Origin of the sequence: Caballeronia sp. GAWG1-5s-s, from assembly GCF_023631445.1 — a bacterium.
Classification (GTDB): Bacteria; Pseudomonadota; Gammaproteobacteria; order Burkholderiales; family Burkholderiaceae; genus Caballeronia.
The window spans coordinates 25,452-45,233 of the sequence record NZ_JALQDC010000028.1; the positions used below are offsets into that span (position 1 = coordinate 25,452).

Below are 19,782 nucleotides of genomic sequence, written 5' to 3' on the forward strand. Positions count from 1 at the left end.
TTATCGACCCTTCGACGAACATGGCCGGCAACATGCGTCGGAGTACGCTTGGTCGGCAGGCGGATTCTCCTTTCCAACCGCAGACTGTAGCGGCCCCCCCGCGATCGTCAATGCCTGGCCAGTGCTGAGGCCTTCCACTCTGGTCAGGAATGGCGCGAAGCTAACCCTCTATCTCGCGCCCGACGGCCCGACCACGACCATAGTCGTTCATTCGAGTTCGGGCGCGGGCTCCTGTTATACCTACCCGGGAGGTCACTCCGGTCCCCCACCTTACACGGCTGAAGCGTGGGGCATTGAGTCAGCTTACCCGCTCGACTACCCGGAGCCACTTACGATCCACTATTGAATGCTCGGCGATTCGCTGCGGGCACCAATGGGGAGGACCGGCCGCTACTCGGTATGCAAGGCAAGCGGTCGATCATATGTCGCCGAGCATGTCAGTTAGCCGAAGTGCGTCGCGCCCCTGCGATGAATGATCGAGGCCCGCCTGTGACTTCGGCGTGAGTGATCCCAGCCCAAAGCTTGGCTTTCGTCCCAAAGGCCGGTTCGCCGACGTAGGCTCGCTCGCAGCGCTCCCACTCAGTGACTCGACGAAGGTTGCCCGACTAGTGCGCGGCTCGGTGCACCGTGGACGGGTCGATGGAGTGCCATCGCTTGAAAGAGAGAGCGCTGCAGAGACTGCGGCTTTCTGCTCACGGATCGTACGTTCCTCGTGAGGGAGTGTGCCTTCACGAGTCACGAGAATATTCACAATCGGCATACGGTTCTCCAAGAGAAAGGGAGGCGCTGATTGCGCGCCTCCCTTAAGTTCAGCGCCCTGCGATAAGGCCGCCATCGACGTGGAGAATCTCGCCGGTCGAGAAGGCTGCGTCCTCGAGGTAGAGCACCGCTCGAACAATATCTTCGACCTCGCCTAGCTTGTTCATGGGGTGAAAGGCAGCCAGCTTTTCCACCATGCTCGGATCGTGCATGGGCGTGCGGATGACGCCCGGCGCCACTGCGTTCACGCGAATGCCGCGTGTGGCGTACTCGATCGCCATGCTCTTGGTGGCGGAATTCATCCCGCCCTTGGTCAGCATCGCGAGGAAAGCGGGAGAGCGAGAGCTCGCAAACTCCGCCGTCGAGGCAGTGATCTGGACAACGTGTCCGCTGCCCTGTTTCAACATCACCGGAATGACTTGCTGGGTCGTGAAAAAGAAACCGTCGAGGTTGGTCTTTAGCTTGAGACGATAATCTTCTTCGGTGTATTCAGTGAATGCCTTGCCGATAAAAATGCCGGCGTTGTTCACCAGCGTGTCGATTCGGCCAAAGCGGTCCAGCGCTGCAGCGACCACACGCTTGCCGGTCTCCGGGTCACCGATGTCGCCCGCGACGGTCACAAGGTCCGGGTCGGCTGAGGGCTGAATGGAGCGCGACGTCGCAACCACGCCGTAGCCGCGCGCGCGAAAAGCCTTGACGATCCCCTCGCCCATACCTTGGGAAGCGCCGGTGACAATGGCTACTTTCTTCTGACTCATGGTATTTCTCCTGGCTGTTGACTGAACTTGGGATGCCGTTGGCATCTCGTGGTATGGACAGGAGGTTAGCGCTGGACTTCGTGAACGGGGAGTCGCTATCCTTGCGCAATGACTGATAAAAAACGCACAGAACTCGACTGGCAGGACATGAGGATTTTTCTGGCGCTTGGACGCTACGGAAGCCTGTCTGCTACGGCACGCGCACTGCGCGTTAATCATGCAACGGTCGCCCGCCGTGTTCAGTCTCTCGAGGAGAGCACGGGTCAGAAGCTGGTCGAGCGCAGGCCAGAAGGATACGTACTGACTCCTGCGGGAAGAAATACGTTGCAGGCTGCAGCGGAGATGGAAGCTGCAGCGCAGAGAATGAAGCATGCCGAGGCGAGCGATGGAGACGGCAGCCTTCGAGGCCTGGTGCGTATCAATGCACCGCCCGCGCTGACGCAGGGCTTCATACTTGCCCGCCTTACCCGCCTCACCGAGTCCTACCCCGGTATCGATATCGATCTTGCGACGAACCTTCGTTCGGTCAGTCTCGATCGTCACAAAGCAGATATCGCGGTGCGCGTGGGTCGCCTTGCCGACGCGGACCTGATCGCCAAGTCACTCGGCCTCATGTCGTTCGGCTTCTATGGCACAACCGCGCAGTGTGAACGAGTCGAACGAGGAGAGCCGCCGGTTTTCGTGAGTTTCAACGAGGAAAGCGCCGACATGCCCGGCACGAGCTGGTTGTCGCAGCATTTCCCTCACTGTCGCGTTTCATTCCGCGCTGAAAATCACATACTGCAAGCTATTGCGGCTCGGGACGGCGCGGGTTTAGCTTTGCTGCCCCATTATCTAGGGCGAAGTCTGTCTGGGCTGCGGTTGTCCGCTCTAGGGCCGCTGCCTCCCCCGCGAGATATGTGGCTTCTCATACGCAGGCAGGACCGTAACGTGCCGACGCTAAGGGTGGTTACGCAGCACTTGATCGATTCATTCAAGGAAAGTGAGGCGCTTTTCAACGCATGACAGGCGATGGCCTGTTGGCCTACCATCGCCTTGCCCCGGCCAGTCGATCTCGGCCCTCAACCGCTGCACTCGAGGGCGAACATTACGTCGAAACGTCCGAGCGATGGCGCATCGACTGACGCTTCATGGCCGCGTGCCACCGGCTGCGGTCGGCTCTAGGCGACCTGTTGCAGCCGGTCGCGCAGTCGCCGTTTTCATTGGAGTGGAACCGTCATTCCGTGCCATCGCTTGCAGGACAGCCATCGGCCAGCTCGCAATGCACGACGCCGACGATCCGATCGCGCCCTATGCCGACTCGCGGCCTCTTCGGTCAAGCTGCCGAGAAACGGCAAGCTGAAAACCTGCAAAGGCTTCCCGCATCATGCAAAGACTGACTACCGCTCGTCCCTTTCATGATCGCGTCGAGCCGCAAACCCAAACACCATCATGCAGCCGATGCACGCAGCGCCTCGAGCGTCGGCCCTTTCGGTCGCAAGCGCATGCGTGCATCCAGATGGCGCCAGGGCAGATCCGCAGGATCGGCGGCCATCGGGCCGGGAGCTTTTGCAACGAGAATGCGCGCGGTAATCGGCTCGAAGTCGGCGCGAAAATGCACCGAGCTCTTGACCACGACGATTTTCATATGCTCCGGCTCGATGCCCGCGACGCGAAACAGATTTCGGTCGAACACCTGCATCTTGATGCTGCTTACCACGATGCGTAATCCTTCGATGCGCAGGCACGCGGTCGGCCCGAGTTCGCCTTTCATGCCTTGAAGCATCGGGCCGTCGAAACGAAATCGTCCATCCGACACAGACTCGACCTCGAACTCGCCTTCGACCGGTGAATCGCCCGGTACATTCGAGCCGCCGCCGAGCGCGAGTCTGATGCGCGCGCCCACGCCTGCGCGATGCGCCGCCCGCGCTGCCTGCTCGTCCCAGATGACGCCTACGGCCGCGTCGCGCGCACGGTGACGCAACAGTGCGCGCACCATGCCCATCGTGTTCGAATCACCGCCGACGCCGGGATTGTCCTGCGTATCCGCGATGACAACGGGCTTTGTCGCAGCGCGGCCGGCGGCGATGGCTTCCAGGACGGCTTCGTCAGGCGAAAGGAAAGACACGCCCCAACGCGCTTCGTCGTGGGTGATCCGCGTGTACAACGCATCGACCGCGTGCTCCGCGCTTGCCTGATCGAGCGCATATCCCCAGATCGCCGGACCGCACGCGACGAAATCCGATGCCGGAAAGCCGGGCGCGAACGATAGCGACACCACCGTCTTTTCCAGCGCCTCGATCGCACCGTACATGCCGCGCGCCGGCTCCACCAGCGTACACATACCGTTCACCGGAATCAGGAACGGCACGCGTCGCATCGCGCGTTTGAACGGCCTGCCGTGCGCGACGCGCTGCGCGAGGAGATGCGCTGCGCGCAACCCGGTCTCGGCCATATCGACGTGTGGATACGTGCGATACGCGACGAGCGCATCAGCGAGTTCCAGCATGCTTGCTGTGACGTTCGCATGCAGGTCGAGCGACACAACGAGCGGCATGTCGTCGCCCACGATGCGCCGCACGCGCGCAAGCAATTCGCCTTCGCCGTCATCGAGATGCTCGGTCACCATCGCGCCGTGCAGATCGAGATAGATTGCATCGAAGCCGCCTTTTTTCACCTGCTCGACGATGGCGCCCGCGATGCGTTCATACGCGTCCTCCGTCACCTGCGCCGATGCGCTCGCGCCAGCCCAGATCACCGGGATCAATTCGTGGCCTTGCGCCTCTGCCCACTTGATGAAGCCGCCGATCGGCACATTCACGTCACGCAGCGCGAGCACTTCGGCGCCGTGCGCCATCGGCGGGAAACCTTCGCCCTGAATGAAGCTCTGGTAGCTTGCCTTCGTCGGCGCGAAGGTGTTCGTTTCGTGCTGAAATCCTGCGATCAAGATCTTCATGTCCGTGGTCCGTGTATCTGTCGATAGAGAGTCAGGCTGCGCGCATTCTTGCGCTCGCGACCGTTCGCTTGTTGGCAAGAATCAGCACGCATGAAAGCGCAGCCATGCCTGCCATCAGGAGCAGTCCGCCGTTCGTGCTGCCGGTCGCGGCTTTCACCCAGCCGAGCGCCGCCGGCCCCCAGAACCCGCCGGAAAGCCCGATCGTATTGATGAACGCGATGCCTCCCGCCGCCGCGGGACCCGCGATGGTTTCCGACGGGATCGCCCAGAAGACCGTGTAGGCCATCCACATGCAGGCGGTGGCGAGGGTGAGCAGCGTGAGGGTCGCGAAGAGATGCCCGGACGCGTAAGGCGTCGCGACCAACAACGCGGCAGCGGCAAGCTCCGGAAGTGCGCTGTGATAGCGCCGCTCGCCCAGCTTGTCGGAGCGGCGGCCGGCTGCATACATGGCGATCGCGGCGGCCAGATACGGAATCGCCACGAACCAGCCGAGGCGGATCGTGTCGTTCACGCCCTGTTCCTTGAGCAGCGTCGGCAGCCAGAAACTGATCGCGTAGATCGAAAAGATGATGCAGAAGTACGCGAGTGCGAGCAGATAGACGCGCGGATTGCGCAGCACCTCGCGAAACGATTCGATGCGATGCTCAGAACTTGCGTGCGCGTCGACTTCCGCTTCGACGACACGTTGTTCGTCCTGCGTGAGCCAGCGCGCATCAGACGGACGATCAGCGAGCACGAACCACACGAGCGCGCCGAGCGCGATACACGGCAGGCCTTCGACGAGAAACATCCACTGCCAGCCGGCCAGTCCGCCGACGCCCGGGAGCGATGAAATCAGCCACGCCGAAAGCGGCCCTCCGATCACGCCGCCGAGCGGCCCCGCGACGAACACGATCGCAATGGCGCGGGCCATGCGCGTCGGTCCATACCAGCGCGACAGGTAATAGATCATGCCCGGTGCGAAGCCCGCTTCGAACACGCCGAGCAGAAAACGCATTGCGTAAAACGCGGGCACGCTGCGCACGAACAGCATGCATGCCGACGTCACGCCCCAGAGAACCAGAATGCGACTGAACGTGAGGCGCGCCCCGAGCTTCGGCAGCATCAGGTTGCTTGGAATCTCGAACAGCACGTAGCCGATGAAGAAGATCCCAGCGCCTACGCCGTATGCGGCATCGGAAAAGCCGAGGTCGCTTTGCATCTGAAGCTTCGCGAACCCTACGTTCACGCGATCCAGATACGCGAACATGTAGCACGCGATGAGCAGCGGTAAAAGCCGCCAATTGATTCTGCTATAGAGCGCCGAAACGGCCTGGCCGTCGCGCAACATCTGAATGGTCGACATCCGCGTCTCCTATTGGGTCTTCCCTCGTCGGGTGAGACCATAGTCGACGCATGCAGCCGTGCGAGCAAGAGCAACTAAGTTCACATGTCGTTGTCTTTCGAGCAACGCAAGGTTTCGAATCGGACGCCCGGTTCACGCGCGAGACCGATCAGCACGACGGTCGGAGACTGGCCAACGATGATGATCGCGGCGGGACGGTGCAGATGATCCGGTCATCGCCCGGGCTCAGCAGCCGCCGTTGAACAGGGAGTCGCCAGGGTCTACGTCGGGAAGCTGCGCTTGGAAGTCGCCAGGCAACTCGCGTCGGTCAGGCGGGAAAGAGCGCAAGATCGACCGCCGCAAGATGCTGATGGACGCAGCCGGCCATTACAACCGTCCCGAACTGCTCAGTCTGATGATCGACCGCACGCCGATGGCTCACGTGCATGAACGCGCGACGCTGTCGGCGCCGGCGCTGGGAAGCGAATCCGTCGCCTAAGACCATCGCGCTTCGGTAGCGTGAATAGGCATCTCAAAGCCATCGGCATAAAGCCAGCCTTACAGCACCATTCATACAACCGTACTCCGCGAGAGCCCATTGCGCACGGCAGCTTCGCAGAATGCCACGTTCTCCACGGCATCCATCATCGCTCCAGGTGCACCAGCACGGTCTCAACCTTATTAGCCCCTCTGTCCACCCGACGTCCATCCAAACGTACGGCTTTAGTAATCCACTCAGCGCCGAAATCCCACAATCGCAAGCTTTGTCACTTCCTTGTAATCCGGCGTCTTTAGCCTCGCTCCTCTAAACGATGTCTAAGACTAACGGAGTGAATCGAATGGCGAGCCTGCGTTTCTGGTCAATGGCCCTGGTGGGCAGTGTGTCTCTACTCGGTTGCGGCGGACATGACGCGTCGCATCCGAACCCTCCGCAGGCAACGCGCACCGTCATCATGGTGTGGGATGGACTGCGCCCCGACTCGGTCACTCAGGCCGATACGCCGAACCTCTACGCGCTCCGTCAGGCCGGCGTCAACTTCACCGACAATCACTCGACGTATCCGACCTTCACGATGATGAACGGCTCGTCGTTCGCGACGGGCTCGTTCCCGAAGACGAGCGGCTTCTACGGCAACACGTTCTGGACACCGCCGCAAGGCGCGTCGAACACCATTCCCGTCGGCAAGTCGGCTTCGGGCGGGAGTCAGGATTACGTCGATCCGGTGTTCACCGAAGACTATCAAGTCCTGACCACGCTCAATAACTACTACAGCGGCCAGTTGCTGCTCGTGAAAAGCCTGTTCGCCACCGCGCAGGCCGCCGGCATGGTGACGGCCGCCATCGGCAAGTCCGGCGCGGCATACATCCAGAATCTGAATCAGGGCGGTTACTTCCTCGACGAAAACACCGTGCAGCCGCGCAGCCTCGTGTCCGAGCTGCAGGCCGCGAACATCGCCGTGCCGAAGAACACGGTGTTCGGCTATTCCGGCAACGACGCGGTCACGCTCGCGTCCAGCAACGGCGATCCGACCGCGCGCGCCGGCTACGTCACGTTCAACACGACGGCCTACGACCCGGCGGGCAAGCTCACGGTCGCCGCGCGCGACAGCGCCGACACGACGCAAGGCGCGCCGGAAGACGCGGCCAACAAGTACATGATGTCCGTCTTCACGCAGTACATCCTGCCGAAGAAGCAGCCCATGCTGTCGCTCATCTGGTTCCGCACGCCGGATAACGTCGAGCACGGCTATGGCCCCGGCACGTCGAACATGAAGGCCGGCCTGCGTTCGCAAGACGCGCGGCTCGGCGAGCTGATCGCAGGCCTGAAAGCCAACAATCTCTACGAGACGACGAACATCGTCGTCGTGTCGGACCACGGGCATTCGACGGTGTCGGGTCCGCTCGCGCTGTATCCGCTGCGCGCGATCACGCCGTCCGCGACGCCGCCTTCGGGCAGCCCCGTCAACGGCTCGACGAGCGGCAGCGACGCCGCCGCGCTGGGCGCCGTCAACGCGAACGGCTACTCGTTCTCCGGCGACGTGCGCTCGGCCGACCTCCTCACCTTCCGCGGCTTCAACGCCTACGACGGCTCCGGCTGCGTCACCTCGGCCATGTACGGTCTGACGGCGAACGGCACGCCCACCGTGCCCGTGAAGAACGATACAACCGGCACGCTGTGCGGCGCGGCCAACACGAAGTATCAGGCGATCAGCGCGAACCTGCCCGCGCCCGTCGCGAGCTTCAAGGTGCCGGCCGTCGGCAGCTTGCCGGCGAACGGCATCGTCATTGCGGCGAACGGCGGCTCCGACTACTTCTACGTGCCGGGCCACGATCCCGCCACCATCCGCAAGCTCGTGCAAGTGCTGCAACAGCGCGAAGAGTTCGGCGCGATTTTCGTCGATAGCCGCTACGGCAACCTGCCGGGCACCCTGCCGATGTCGATGGTCAACCTCGAAAACGCCCAGCGCCAGAACAACGGCCAGCCGGACGTCGTCGCGAGCTTCACGTGGGACGACCAGACGAGCGTTCAGGGCATGCCGGGCATCGAGTTCGAGAGCGTGGGCGGACAGCGCGGCATGCACGGCAGCTTCGGCATCAACGACGTGCACAACACGCTCATTGCGAACGGTCCGTCGTTCAAGCCGTCGACGGTCGTCAGCACGCCGACCGGCAACGTCGATGTCGCGCCGACGGTAGCCTACCTGCTCGGTCTTTCGATGCCGCAGGCCGACGGGCGCATCATCAACGAATCGCTCAAGACTGCCGCGAGCAGCGCGACGCCGAGCGTCGCGGCGTCGGTGGTCACGCCGCCTTCGGTCGCGACGGGCTTGCGCTTCGAACTGCCCACGGACCCGACCGGCGCCACCGCCGACACGTCGCTTGCGCAGGGCACCTACACGATCAACCTCGCGGTCAAGGATCTGACCGTGGACAACAAGACTTATCGCTACTTCGACTATGCCAAGGCCATTCGCCATTAAGCGCGGCCGCGCGGCGATGCTCGCATCGCTGTGCGGCGCGCTCCTGATCTGTTCTCCCGCGCACGGCTCGCCGAAGAAGGTCCATGCGCCGACGTTCGAGTCCGCGTTTTCCGCGCAAGGCGAGCCGCCGACGCTTCACTTCACGGTGAAGTATGCGGCGCGCGACGGGCTCCACACGATGCAGGTCTGGCGCGACGGCGAGTCGCGCCTGCGCCGCCGCACCGACGATGCCGTCGATACGTACGTCATTCGCGACGCGTCGGACCCGACGGATTATCAGATGATCGTCGTCGACTACGACAAGCGCATCACGACGCGCATCGACCGGAACAACCTGGTGCGTCTCGGGCGCTTCTCGGACTGGTTCGATCTCTCGCACGGATTGCGGCATCCGGTCGGCGCGTACCGCATCGTGCCGGCCGAGGCGCCGCCGAACACCGACGCGCCTTTGGCGAGCTGCCGGTGGTATGGGATCGAGCAGGCGGGCGAGACGCATCGCGTCTGCTGGAGCGAGAAGGACCGTTTGCCGCTCGTGATCTGGTCCAGTGCGCAGGGCGTCGTCTGGCGGGTGACGGCGGTCGACCGTGAACGTCTGCCGCGCGATACCTTCCAATTACACGATGCCGGCTTCGTGCGCAATGATGCGAACGCCGAGCTTGACAACGACTGAACGCGCCTAAGGCCCGCCGCTCAATAGAACCAATACAAGCGCAGAGCGGGCCGGCGCGCCACTCACCTCTCAGTCAGCCGGGGATTTACCGGAGCGCACACGTACAAAGTGTTGCGCGAGAGCCGCGGCGCGCTTTCGCGACCGACCGGTCGGATTGCACCCTCCTCGGGCTCTTTCCTACAAATGCCCTTCACGCGGGGCTTTGCAGAACCGCATAGTGTGCGCCGTGCCACATTCGGGCGGCAACTGCGGCGCACCGCGCGCGCGATGACGGGTATCGTATGTCCGGTCGGTCAGATACCGCACTCATGACTTCGCCTGTGCATCTGCCGGTGCACACGGCCCTAACGCGTCCCCGCGCACAAAACATCGATTTAGCCGTAGGAGAATCAATATGGCAAAGAACCCCTATAGCCGCCGGACTTTCCTGAAAAGCTCCGCGTCCGCAGCGGCGTTAATGTCGCTTCCCATTCCCGGCATGACCGCTACCACGGGCCACGTCCGGGTGGAATGGCAAACGTTCAAAACGACGCCGCAATATGCGTCTTTTCTGAATGCCATCAAGCTGATGAAGGCCGTCACCGACGCCAGCAAGCCCACTTCGTGGAACTACTGGGTGAATGTGCACGTGAATTACTGCCCGCACATGAAGCCGTACTTCTTCGCATGGCACCGCGGCTATCTCTATTACTTCGAACAGCAACTGCGAACCGTTAGCGGAGACAGCTCGCTCACGTTGCCTTATTGGGATTACTACGCGCACCCGACCATTCCGAGCGAGTTTCTCGATAGCGCGACCGGTAATCCGTTATACGTGTCCGGCCGCGCGAACTCGAACGTCTATAACGCGCTGACCATGGCGCCGTTTTCGACGCAGGTCAATAACTTCCAGCGCGGCACCAGTAACTCGTACGAAGCGTCGTTCGAAAATGCGCCGCACAATCCGGTGCACGACATTATCGGTGGATGGATGGCCGACATGCAGTCGCCGACCGATCCGATCTTCTACCTGCATCATGCAAACGTCGACCGCCTGTTCGACGGATGGGCGGGCCTCGCGCGAACCAATTATCCGTCGCCGACGGATTCGTACTGGAGCGGCTCGTTCACGTATGCGTCCGGACTCACGATAGCGAAGTCGAAGACCTACCAGCCTTCGCTGCTGGGCTATTCGTACGCGAACAACTCGTTGCCGTCGTCCATGCCGCCGAGCGCGCAGGTGGGCAGAATCATCCGCGTGCAGGCGCAGATTCCGCCGATCCGCACGCGTCCGGCCATCGGCAACTTCAGCGCGACGGGGCCCCGCTCCATCGGCAACGGCCGCCGCTCGCTCGGCGGCGTGGCGAATCTGAAGCTCAACGAGCATTCGGTGAGCGCGGCGGTCTCGCTGGCATCGTCGGATGTGACGGCTCTGCAAACTGCGGTCACATCGCCGTTGACCACTCCCGCGGCCACGAACGCCAACCCGAACGCCCAGGCAGCGCCCGGCCAGGCCAAGTTCGCGAAGATCGTGCTCGACACCGTCACGGTCACGTCGCTCGGCAAGCAAGGCGGCTACTTTTATAACGTGTACGTCAACTTGCCGTCTGCCGGAGACGCCGATCCGAGCGCGCAAGCCCGCTTCGTCGGAACGATCGGACCGTTCGAAGTCTCAGCGGCCATGCACCATGCCGGCGGCACGCTGATGCTGCCTGCCAACGATGCGCTGCGCGGCCTGACGCCCGCGGAACTGAAGCAGGTCGTCGTCTCGCTCGTGCGCGTGAATGGCGACAATTCGCCGACGGGCGTCGTGATGTCGATGAACGAACTGCGCCTCGAACTCGCGACGACTGCCGACTGACGCTGCTGGCGGCATCTAAGCGAAGAAGCCCGTCGCATTGCGACGGGCTTTTTTCTTTGTGCTCGCGCTTCTCGTCACCCGAGCGCCCCGGCCTACTCGCTACCCATCGGCCCCTGAATGGTGAGGCTGTTCTTGACCGACGCGACGCCCGGCGTGTTCGACGCCGCGCGCGTGGCCAAGTCGATCTCCGATTGGTCCGCGACCGACCCTTGCAGCATCACGACGCCGTTTTTCACTCGCACCGTGATGCGCGCGGTGTTGAGCCCCTTCGTGCGGGTGAGCGAGCGGATGACGTCCTTGCGCAGCGCGCGATCCGCGGTCTTGTCTTGCTGACGAGCGGCGGAGGCGGCGTCCGCGCTCGCGGGAACGTCGCTCGCGGCTTGCGCATGCGCCAGCGCGACCGTCGCGCACAACACCGGAAGAAGGAGGTATTGCTTCAAATTCTTCAACATGTTTCCCCTGAAATGACCGCGCCAGTCGATGCAGGCGCGGCAAATGTTCTTCAGCGCTGGACCTGCAACGCCCGTCCGCTGTCGAACTCGAATTCATTCGGATCGCGAAACGCCGTCGCCCGCAATCCTCTTTGCACCGCAAGGATAGGCGCATTGTCCGATGTCCCGCCCCCCTCGTGAATAGGGGGCGCGACTGGCGAGCGCGGGACGGAAGGCCGCGCCTTACCGCGATTCGGTCGTGAGCAGCGCATGAATCATTCGTGCGAGCAGATACGGCGTGTCCGGCGCGGCGAGATAGTCGGGCCGTTCGAGCACCATCGCGCGGGGCAGCGCAAGCAGCGTGTGAAGCACCATGAACCGCGCCTTTTCCGCATCGCGCACGCGGATTTCCGACTGGAAGCGCGCCATCAATGCCGGCGTCGCGCCCGGATGCCAGATTTCCTCCGCCTTGACGAGATCGAGCCGCACGAGTTCGTCGTAGTGGATCGAGCGCACGTTGAAGGCCGGATCGAGCAGCATCTTCTTGCGATGCACGCCGAGCCCGACCGTCAGCGTCAGCAGGATGCCGTCGAACAGCGTCGCGCTGGGCGGCAATGCGGCGATGCCCGCGAGCAGCGCATCGCGCGATTCGTTGCGGTAGTCGTCGAACACGGCGCCGATCAGCGCATCCATCGTCGGAAAGTATTCGTACAGCGAACTGATCGCGACGCCCGCGCTTTCCGCCACGCGCAGCGCCGTCAGCGCTTCGCGTCCCTCGTTTTCCAGAATGCTGCGGCCGGTCTGCTTCAACGCCGTGACGAGCGCCACGGAGCGAGCCTGCCGCGGCGCCTTCCGAAGGCCGCGCGGCCGCTTCACGCGGACCACGCAGTCGTGCTCGGCCATTGCCACCGGACAATCCGTTCGATGCATCCCTTCTCCCGATGATGGCGGCCGCGCGCTGCGGTCCGCGACATGTCCGCCTCGACTATAAGCAGCCGCCGGGGCGCGCTCACCCCTCGTTTCGAGGGGCGGCAGCGTCGGTCACATGCGCCACCATGCCGGTCACAACCGGCACGGCCGCGGAGTCGTCGTCCGCCGCCATCAGAAGCGTGAAGGCCGGCGTCGTCATGCACTCAGACCACTCAGGAAGAACCATGAGCTACACCCCGCCCATCCGCGACATGATGTTCGTGATGACCGAGCTCGCCGGACTCGATACGGTCGTCGCGCTGCCGGGTTGCGCCGATGCCACGTGCGACACGGCGCAGGCCATTCTCGAAGAAGGCGCGAGGCTGTGCGGCGAAGTGCTTGCGCCTTTGAACGCGGCGGGCGACCGTCAGCCTCCAATCTGGCGCGACGGCGAGGTGAGCGCGTCGCCGGGGTTCGCCGAGGCCTTCGCCCAATTCGTGCGAGGCGGCTGGCAAGGCTTGATGCATCCGGTGGAGTTCGGCGGTCAGGGGCTGCCCAAGTTGATCGCTGCGCCGTGCCTCGAAATGCTGATGGCGGCCAACCTGTCGTTCGGCACCTGCCCGTCGCTGACCGACGGCGCCATCGACGCCTTGTTGCTCGCGGGCTCGGCCGAGCAGAAAACGCGGTATCTGCCGAAGCTCATCAGCGGCGAGTGGACCGGCACCATGAACCTGACTGAGCCGCAAGCCGGCTCCGATCTCGCCCTGCTGCGCGCGCGGGCCGAACCGACGGACGACGGCGCGTATCGAATCTTCGGCACCAAGATTTTCATCACATGGGGCGAGCACGACATGGCGTCGAATATCGTCCATCTCGTGCTGGCCCGCACGCCGGACGCGCCCGAGGGCATCAAGGGCATCTCGCTTTTTCTCGTGCCGAAGGTCCTGCCGAACGCGGACGGCTCGCTCGGCAAGCGCAACGACGTGCACTGCGTCTCGCTCGAACACAAGCTCGGCATCCGCGCGAGCCCGACAGCGGTGCTGCAATTCGGCGACGGCGGCGGCGCGACGGGCTTTCTCATCGGCGACAAAAATCGCGGCCTCGAATACATGTTCGTGATGATGAACGCGGCGCGCTTCGCTGTCGGCCTGCAGGGAATCGGCATGGCGGACCGGGCTTACCAGAAGGCCGCCGCGTATGCGAAGGAACGCGTGCAAAGCCGCCCGGTGGACGGCTCGTCGGAGCGGGCGGTTCCGATCATCCGCCATCCGGACGTGAAGCGCATGCTCGCCACCATGCGCGCGCTCACGGAAGGCGCGCGCGCCCTCGCCTACGCAGCGGCTTCGCATCACGATATCGCGCAGCACCATGCCGATGACGCCGTGCGCGCCGAACACCGCGCGATTTACGAATATCTCGTGCCGATCGTCAAGGGCTACAGCACGGAGCTGTCGGTGGAAGTGACGAGCATCGGCATTCAGGTGCACGGCGGCATGGGCTTCATCGAAGAGACTGGCGCGGCGCAGTACTATCGCGACGCGCGCATTCTGCCGATCTACGAAGGCACCACGGCCATTCAGGCGAATGATCTGCTCGGCCGCAAGACGCTGCGCGATCGCGGCGCGGTCGCCACGCAGATGCTCGCGCGCATCGACCGGACGCTCAGTGAACTGCGCGCGCATCCGGCGTTCGGCATTCGACCGGCGTTCGCGGCGATGCACGACCATCTCGATGCGGGCCGCGCCGCGCTCGCGCGCGCCATCGACTTCATGTTGACGCATGCGAAGTCGGATCCGAACGCGGTCTTCGCGGGCAGCGTGCCTTATCTGATGCTGTCCGGCACCGTGCTGTGCGGCTGGCAGATGGCGCGCGCGCTCATGGCCGCAGCGGCGCTGGAAGCGGGCGATCCGCTCTTCTACGGCGCGAAGGAGGCGACCGCGCACTTCTACGCGACGCATATTCTGCCGCGCGCCCTGACGCTCGAAATCGCGATTCTCAGCGCGCGGGGCGACGACGGCGTGCTCGCGCTGCGGGACGAGCAGTTCTGAGCGAAGGCGCTTTCGCTCGCAGCGTAGGCCCCGCAAGCACTGCACGCGCCGCCCCCCATTTCGGAGGGGGGCGGCGCATTGTTCAGCATTGCTATTCTCGCAACGTGCCGCATCGCCGGCGCCAGCAGCGACGCGAACATCGCGCGTCGGGCTTGCGGCATCGGCTTGCCAGCGCGTCGCGCGCCGCGCTCGCCGGCACTGACTCGCCGCCCGTCCGGCGGGCACACAACCATCGGAGACAGCATGAAACGTTTCATCCCGGCTCTGCTGCTGGCCGCGTCGGCGGCCGTCATCGCGGCGAGCCAGACGCTCGCGGCGCCATCCGTCAGCCCTTCCATCACGCAGCCCACGCGGGTCGAGAACCTGCCCGGCTACAACCAGCCGAACCAGTATCTCGCGCGCCGCGCCACGAAGATCGCGGACAACATGGAGCCCGTCGTCGAGCACGCCGATCAGGCCGACGAGGCAGCGCAAAAGCTCGCGGCGCTGCGCGGCAAGACCGGCAAGCGGCCGAACATCGTCGTCTTTCTGCTCGACGACGTCGGCTACAGCGACTTCGGCTTCAACGGCGGCGGCGACGCCGTGGGCAACGCGACGCCGGACGTCGACCGCATCGCGAAGCAAAGTCTCATTCTGAGTTCGGCGTATTCGCAGCCGAGCTGCTCGCCCACGCGCGCCACCATCATGACCGGCCAGAACATGGCGCATCACGGCATTCAGGTGCCGCCGATGTACGGTCAGCCCGGCGGACTGGCGGGACTCACCACCCTGCCCGAACTGCTGTCGCGTGCGGGCTATACGACCCAGGCGGTCGGCAAGTGGCATATCGGCGAGAACGAAGGTTCGCAGCCGCAGAACGTCGGCTTCGACGACTTCCGCGGGTTCCTCTCCGTCTCCGACATGTACACGGAATGGCGCGATCCGCAGTACAACCCCGAGGTCGCGCTTAGTCCGGAGCGGTATCGCTATGTCCTGAACCTGCCGTTCAACAAGAGCGACGTTCATGCGGTGAAGGGCGGCAAGATCGAAAACCTTTACGAGATCAACACGGACACCATCAAGGATCTCGACCAGAAGTGGCTGGACTACACGGTCGCGTTCCTCGACCGGCAGAAGGACGCCGCGAAGCCCTTCTTTCTCTATTACGCGCCGCGCGCCTGTCACTTCGACAATTATCCGAACGACTACTACCGCGGCCGTTCGGCGGCGCGCACGAACTACGGCGACTGCATCGTCGAGGTGAACGACATCTTCAAGAAGATGATCGACACGCTAGAAGCCAATGGCGAGCTGGAGAACACCATCATCTTCTTCGCCTCCGACAACGGGCCCGAACAGGAAGTGCAGCCCGCCGGACGCACGATGTTTCGCGGCGGCAAGGGGTCGACCTGGGAAGGTGGCGTGCGCTCGCCGTTCTTCGTCTACTGGAAAGGCATGATCGAGCCGCGCCGCTCGGACGGCCTGTTCGATTTCGCGGACATCTTCAACACGTCGGTGGCGCTCGCCGGTCAGCCCGGCGCGGCTGTGTCGAAGCTCGTGCCGGCGAGCAGCTATATCGACGGCATCGATCAGACTTCGTTCCTGCTCGCCGACAAAGGCGTGTCGAACCGGCGTAGCATCTTCTACTTCTGGAACGACGAACTCTCGGCGGTGCGCGTCGACGAATTCAAGCTGATGCAGAAGATGCAAGTGGGCGATTCCGTCACGCGGCAAGGCTACAACGGCGGCTTTTCCGGCACGATGCAGTCGGCGTGGGCCGGGCTCGTCTTCAACCTGTACAGCGACCCGAAAGAAGAGGAGTCCATTGCTGTCCGGCACATTCCGGTTTCGGTGCCGCTCGTGATGGAGATGCAGCGGTATCGCGACGTGCTCAAGAAATATCCGCCGCGGCACCAGATTTCGCTGAAGTAATCCGCGGCGCCCGCGTTCGCGCGAAGGCGGGCGCCACGGCCTGAACGAGACTCGACATGAAGCTCACGATTCGACAACGGCGCTGTGCGGGCGTCGTCGCGCTTGCCGTCGCGCTGGCGGGCTCCGCTCTCGCGTACTACGAATACGAGCGGCGCGAGCCGGCGGCGCTCACCGTCGGCGACGGCCGCAGCGGCCCGAACGACATGGTGTGGATACCGGGCGGCACGTTCACGATGGGCAGCGCTCACCCGCACGCCCTGCCGAACGAAGGCCCGGCGCACACGGTCAAGCTCGGCGGATACTGGATCGATCGACACGACGTGACGAATGCCGAATTCGCGCGCTTCGTCGCGGCGACCGGCTATGTGACCACGGCCGAGCGCAAGCCTCGCTGGGAAGATCTGCAAGTGCAGTTGCCGCCGGGCACTTCTCGGCCGCCCGAGAGCACGCTGGTCCCCGGCGCCCTCGTCTTCACCGGCACCGACGCCCCGGTGCCGCTCAACGACTACACGCGCTGGTGGAAGTTCGTGCCCGGCGCGAACTGGCGGCATCCGACCGGGCCGGACAGCAGCATCGCCGGCAAGGAAAATCATCCGGTCGTGCAGGTGTCGTACGAGGACGCGCTCGCCTATGCGCGCTGGGCGCACAAGCGGCTGCCGACGGAGGCCGAATGGGAGTACGCCGCGCGTGGCGGCTTGCAACAGGCGGACTTCGCGTGGGGCGCGGAATTCGCGCCGGGCGGCCGGCAGATGGCCAACACCTGGAACGACAGCGCCCACGTCTTTCCCGTCAATCTGCCGGACGCGCACGAGAAGGTGCAGGTCGGCACGTCGCCGGTCGGCAGTTTTCCGGCGAACGGCTATGGCCTCTTCGACATGGCGGGCAACGTGTGGCAGTGGGTCGCGGACTGGTATCGCGCGGACGCGTTTCGCATCGAGGCGGCTCGCGGCGGTATCGTGAGCAATCCGGCTGGACCCTCGCAGAGTTTCGATCCGGAGAACGGCCCCACCGCCTACGCGCCTGAACGCGTGACGCGCGGCGGCTCGTTTCTGTGCAGCGAAACGTATTGCCAGAGCTACCGCGTGAGCGCACGGCGCGGCACCGATCCGATGAACGGCATGTCGCACCTCGGTTTCCGCCTGGCGATGGACCAAAGCGAGTGGAACGCGGAGCGGGCGAATAGCCGTTGATGGCAGGATCCGGCCGCGCTTATGCTGGCCGGATTTGGAGTCGGAACGGCGCGGGACGTCGGCGGCGAGCGTCAGGCGCGGCGCATGTCTTTATCTTTCCGAAACGCCGATCCGAGCCGAGTCCGGGACCGCCCGCGGTCGCGGTCGGGCGAGCGCAAGGGTTCTGGCCCTCGGCGCTCTATTAGCAGCAGCGCATTTGCTTTCTGCCCCTTGAAGCACGACCGCGCTGGCCGGGACCTTCGGGTGCAGCGCCGTGTAAGTCATTCGGCATCCGAATTGATCATTCGCGTTAATGTCCGCAACGACCGGCGTTCGCCGTCGGGCGACAGCAAAACATCTGTCCCCCGACTCGACTTCGGCTTTCTTCTAACCGCGCGCCACAACCCCGCCTCAGCAAAATTCCGAATGCACGACGCATCGCCGTCGCACAGGCGCGTCGGCTCGGGCGCTCGCGGTAAGGCGAATCCGGAATCCCGCTGACGTTCGCGCGCAGATACTTGTCTGGCACGACCATCAGAGCGGCGCGCGTCCGCGCGCCGCCTTTCCGTCATTGCTGCCGCCCGAATCCATTCTCGACATGACTCTGCCAACCGAAGACACATCTCTAAAAAGCAAGGTGTCCCTGCTTCTCAACGCGCCCGCCGCACTCGCTGACTATTCGCATCAGCGCTGGAACCACATGCCGCGCGCCGAAGTGGATGCACTCCAACTCGCGGCTTTGCAACAGCGCTTCGCCGACCTGCGCGACCGCGTCCCGACGCTCAAGAAGCTGGCGGACGGCGAAGGCATCGAAAGCGTCGATGAGTTCGACGACATCGTGCCGCTGCTCTTCGAACACACGATGTACAAGTCGTATCCGCCGTCGCTGCTGGAGAAAAAGCAGTTCGCGCAGATCAACCGGTGGATCGGCAAGCTCGTCACGCCCGAACTGGCCGAGGCCATCGCCGCCGCCGACGTGAGCCGCTGCACCGGCCTCGACGACTGGTTCGCAACCATGGATCGCGCGGTGCCACAGTTTCGCATCAGCCATACGTCCGGCACGTCGGGCACGCTGTCGTTTCTGCCGAACAGCACGCGGGAATGGGAGAAGACGGCGGCCCTGCGCCGCATGATCGTCTGGAATACGGCCGGTCCCGATACGCCTTCGCCGCAACTGCACACGGTCTATCCGTACTATCGGCACGGCTATCTGTCGCACGTCCGCGCCAACGAGTTCCTGATTCCGGCGCTCTTGCCCGACGAAGCGCATTTTCACTGCGCCTATCCCGCCACGCTGTCCTCGGATGTGCTGCATCTCGGCGCGAAGATTCGCGCTCATCAGGCGAAAGGCACGCTCGACCGCCTCTCAATCAGTCCGGAACTGATGGCGAAGAAGAAAGCATTCGACCAGCTTCAGGCCGACATGCCGGGGCACCTCGCGCGCTTTTTCGAGCAGATGGCGTCGGACTTGCGCGGCCAGCGCGTGTTCATCGGCGCGACGTGGAACCTGCTGCACGCCATGGCGAAGGCCGGTCTGGAACGCGGACTCGAAGCCGTGTTCCATGCCGATTCGTACATCACGACGACCGGCGGCGCGAAAGGCGTGACGCCGCCCGCTGGCTGGCGCGAGGACGTGCTGCGCTTCACGGGCGCAAAGCACCTGAACGAGACCTATGCGATGTCCGAGATCGTCGGCGGCTCGCACGCGCGCTGCGAGCACGGCCACTTTCACTTCGCGCCGACCGTCATTCCGTATCTGCTCGATCCCGAGACGAGCCGGCCGCTGCCGCGCGCCGGACGCGTGACCGGGCGCGCCGCCTTCTTCGATCTGGGCGCCGATGCGCGCTGGGGCGGCTTCATCACCGGCGATGAAATCACGATCGACTGGGACGAGCCGTGCGCGTGCGGGCGGCCCGCGCGTTACGTCGTGGGGCCGATCCAGCGATACAGCGAGAAAAACGGCGGCGACGACAAGATCACCTGCGCGGCGACCGAAAGCTCGCATCAGGAAGCCATGGATTTTCTGAACCGTCTCGAGAACTGAAGC

14 protein-coding genes are annotated in these 19,782 nt (G+C 64.0%); 9 read left to right on the plus strand and 5 right to left on the minus strand.

Translation table 11 applies throughout. From position 1 onward, the window contains the following. Positions 1 to 809: 809 nt before the first annotated feature. Positions 810 to 1,517, minus strand: coding sequence for an SDR family NAD(P)-dependent oxidoreductase (locus NCR34_RS19505; RefSeq protein WP_248324252.1), 708 nt, complete (start codon positions 1,515 to 1,517; stop codon positions 810 to 812). Between the two features lie 108 nt (positions 1,518 to 1,625). Between NCR34_RS19505 and NCR34_RS19510 the strand changes: the two genes are divergently transcribed. Beyond that, positions 1,626 to 2,522, plus strand: a complete 897-nt coding sequence (locus NCR34_RS19510) for a LysR family transcriptional regulator (RefSeq protein ID WP_250501003.1) — start codon at positions 1,626 to 1,628, stop codon at positions 2,520 to 2,522. A 424-nt stretch (positions 2,523 to 2,946) separates the two neighbouring features. On the opposite strand, the gene NCR34_RS19515 is transcribed toward NCR34_RS19510, so the two are convergent. Further along, entirely contained in the window at positions 2,947 to 4,452 is a 1,506-nt protein-coding gene (locus NCR34_RS19515) for a M81 family metallopeptidase (protein ID WP_248324254.1), read from the minus strand. A 31-nt stretch (positions 4,453 to 4,483) separates the two neighbouring features. Continuing rightward, positions 4,484 to 5,797, minus strand: a complete 1,314-nt coding sequence (locus NCR34_RS19520; RefSeq protein WP_250501004.1) for an MFS transporter — start codon at positions 5,795 to 5,797, stop codon at positions 4,484 to 4,486. A gap of 343 nt (positions 5,798 to 6,140) precedes the next feature. Between NCR34_RS19520 and NCR34_RS19525 the strand changes: the two genes are divergently transcribed. The 4 genes from NCR34_RS19525 (at position 6,141) to NCR34_RS19540 (ending at position 11,267) form a co-directional block, all read left to right on the plus strand. Continuing rightward, positions 6,141 to 6,275, plus strand: a complete 135-nt coding sequence (locus NCR34_RS19525) for a hypothetical protein (RefSeq protein WP_350029444.1) — start codon at positions 6,141 to 6,143, stop codon at positions 6,273 to 6,275. 340 nt (positions 6,276 to 6,615) lie between these two features. Then, positions 6,616 to 8,757 carry an alkaline phosphatase family protein gene (locus NCR34_RS19530; RefSeq protein ID WP_250501005.1) on the plus strand — a complete coding sequence of 714 codons (2,142 nt, stop codon included), beginning with the start codon at positions 6,616 to 6,618 and terminating at the stop codon, positions 8,755 to 8,757. A 16-nt stretch (positions 8,758 to 8,773) separates the two neighbouring features. Then, on the plus strand, positions 8,774 to 9,427 hold the full coding sequence (locus NCR34_RS19535) for a hypothetical protein (RefSeq protein ID WP_250501006.1): 654 nt from the start codon (positions 8,774 to 8,776) through the stop codon (positions 9,425 to 9,427). 394 nt (positions 9,428 to 9,821) lie between these two features. Then, a complete protein-coding gene (locus NCR34_RS19540; RefSeq protein ID WP_248324257.1) occupies positions 9,822 to 11,267 on the plus strand; it encodes a tyrosinase family protein in 1,446 nt (481 codons plus the stop codon). A gap of 92 nt (positions 11,268 to 11,359) precedes the next feature. On the opposite strand, the gene NCR34_RS19545 is transcribed toward NCR34_RS19540, so the two are convergent. Together NCR34_RS19545 and NCR34_RS19550 are read right to left on the minus strand one after the other, a co-directional pair. Further along, positions 11,360 to 11,719: a BON domain-containing protein gene (locus NCR34_RS19545; protein WP_248324258.1), complete on the minus strand. Its 360-nt coding sequence runs from the start codon at positions 11,717 to 11,719 to the stop codon at positions 11,360 to 11,362. Positions 11,720 to 11,941: 222 nt separating this feature from the next. Then, positions 11,942 to 12,628 carry a TetR family transcriptional regulator gene (locus NCR34_RS19550; protein WP_248324259.1) on the minus strand — a complete coding sequence of 229 codons (687 nt, stop codon included), beginning with the start codon at positions 12,626 to 12,628 and terminating at the stop codon, positions 11,942 to 11,944. A gap of 224 nt (positions 12,629 to 12,852) precedes the next feature. Between NCR34_RS19550 and NCR34_RS19555 the strand changes: the two genes are divergently transcribed. From NCR34_RS19555 to NCR34_RS19570, 4 genes are all read left to right on the plus strand, one after another. Continuing rightward, positions 12,853 to 14,655, plus strand: coding sequence for an acyl-CoA dehydrogenase (locus tag NCR34_RS19555; protein ID WP_248324260.1), 1,803 nt, complete (start codon positions 12,853 to 12,855; stop codon positions 14,653 to 14,655). Between the two features lie 243 nt (positions 14,656 to 14,898). Beyond that, on the plus strand, positions 14,899 to 16,566 hold the full coding sequence (locus tag NCR34_RS19560; RefSeq protein WP_248324261.1) for a sulfatase-like hydrolase/transferase: 1,668 nt from the start codon (positions 14,899 to 14,901) through the stop codon (positions 16,564 to 16,566). Between the two features lie 56 nt (positions 16,567 to 16,622). Continuing rightward, entirely contained in the window at positions 16,623 to 17,756 is a 1,134-nt protein-coding gene (locus NCR34_RS19565) for a formylglycine-generating enzyme family protein (RefSeq protein ID WP_248324262.1), read from the plus strand. 616 nt (positions 17,757 to 18,372) lie between these two features. Beyond that, on the plus strand, positions 18,373 to 19,779 hold the full coding sequence (locus tag NCR34_RS19570; RefSeq protein ID WP_250501007.1) for a phenylacetate--CoA ligase family protein: 1,407 nt from the start codon (positions 18,373 to 18,375) through the stop codon (positions 19,777 to 19,779). Positions 19,780 to 19,782: the final 3 nt, after the last annotated feature.

Excerpts from the sequence above, each read along its gene's own strand:
- NCR34_RS19530 (WP_250501005.1), top strand. The coding sequence starts at position 6,616 with ATGGCGAGCCTGCGTTTCTGGTCAATGGCCCTGGTGGGCAGTGTGTCT.
- NCR34_RS19520 (WP_250501004.1), bottom strand. The coding sequence starts at position 5,797 with ATGTCGACCATTCAGATGTTGCGCGACGGCCAGGCCGTTTCGGCGCTC.
- NCR34_RS19555 (WP_248324260.1), top strand. The coding sequence starts at position 12,853 with ATGAGCTACACCCCGCCCATCCGCGACATGATGTTCGTGATGACCGAG.
- NCR34_RS19515 (WP_248324254.1), bottom strand. The coding sequence starts at position 4,452 with ATGAAGATCTTGATCGCAGGATTTCAGCACGAAACGAACACCTTCGCG.
- NCR34_RS19540 (WP_248324257.1), top strand. The coding sequence starts at position 9,822 with ATGGCAAAGAACCCCTATAGCCGCCGGACTTTCCTGAAAAGCTCCGCG.
- NCR34_RS19525 (WP_350029444.1), top strand. The coding sequence starts at position 6,141 with ATGCTGATGGACGCAGCCGGCCATTACAACCGTCCCGAACTGCTCAGT.
- NCR34_RS19545 (WP_248324258.1), bottom strand. The coding sequence starts at position 11,719 with ATGTTGAAGAATTTGAAGCAATACCTCCTTCTTCCGGTGTTGTGCGCG.
- NCR34_RS19505 (WP_248324252.1), bottom strand. The coding sequence starts at position 1,517 with ATGAGTCAGAAGAAAGTAGCCATTGTCACCGGCGCTTCCCAAGGTATG.
- NCR34_RS19550 (WP_248324259.1), bottom strand. The coding sequence starts at position 12,628 with ATGCATCGAACGGATTGTCCGGTGGCAATGGCCGAGCACGACTGCGTG.
- NCR34_RS19510 (WP_250501003.1), top strand. The coding sequence starts at position 1,626 with ATGACTGATAAAAAACGCACAGAACTCGACTGGCAGGACATGAGGATT.
- NCR34_RS19535 (WP_250501006.1), top strand. The coding sequence starts at position 8,774 with ATGCTCGCATCGCTGTGCGGCGCGCTCCTGATCTGTTCTCCCGCGCAC.
- NCR34_RS19560 (WP_248324261.1), top strand. The coding sequence starts at position 14,899 with ATGAAACGTTTCATCCCGGCTCTGCTGCTGGCCGCGTCGGCGGCCGTC.
- NCR34_RS19565 (WP_248324262.1), top strand. The coding sequence starts at position 16,623 with ATGAAGCTCACGATTCGACAACGGCGCTGTGCGGGCGTCGTCGCGCTT.